Here is a 314-nt window from a genome sequence, read left to right as displayed (position 1 = left end):
CGTGCGGTAGTTGTCCGTGCAGTCCAGCACCAGGCTGGCCTGGGGCACGAGCTCGTCGAGCAGGGCGTCGTCGGCGCGCTGCTGACGGCAGTCGATGCGGATGCCGGGGTTGATGGCGTGCACGGCCTGTCTCTTATACACATCTGACGCTGCCGACGAAATGCGAACAGTGTAGATCTCGGTGGTGGGCGTATCATTAAAAAGGGGGGGGGGGGGGGGGGGGGGGGGGGGGGGGGGGGGGGGGGGGGGGGGGGGGGGGGGGGGGGGGGGGGGGGGGGGGGGGGGGGGGGGGGGGGGGGGGGGGGGGGGGGGGG

General features: G+C 75.2%; 1 pseudogene. It reads right to left on the bottom strand.

The features are described 5' to 3' along the window. Positions 1–314 (bottom strand): annotated as a pseudogene (locus tag JHD82_RS30180) (hypothetical protein); the annotation flags it as partial.

This window comes from Delftia sp. ASV31, assembly GCF_016428765.1.
Lineage (GTDB): Bacteria > Pseudomonadota > Gammaproteobacteria > Burkholderiales > Burkholderiaceae_C > Comamonas > Comamonas acidovorans.
The sequence above is the reverse complement of the archived record's forward strand: the minus strand, read 5'-3'. Positions and strand labels throughout refer to the sequence as shown.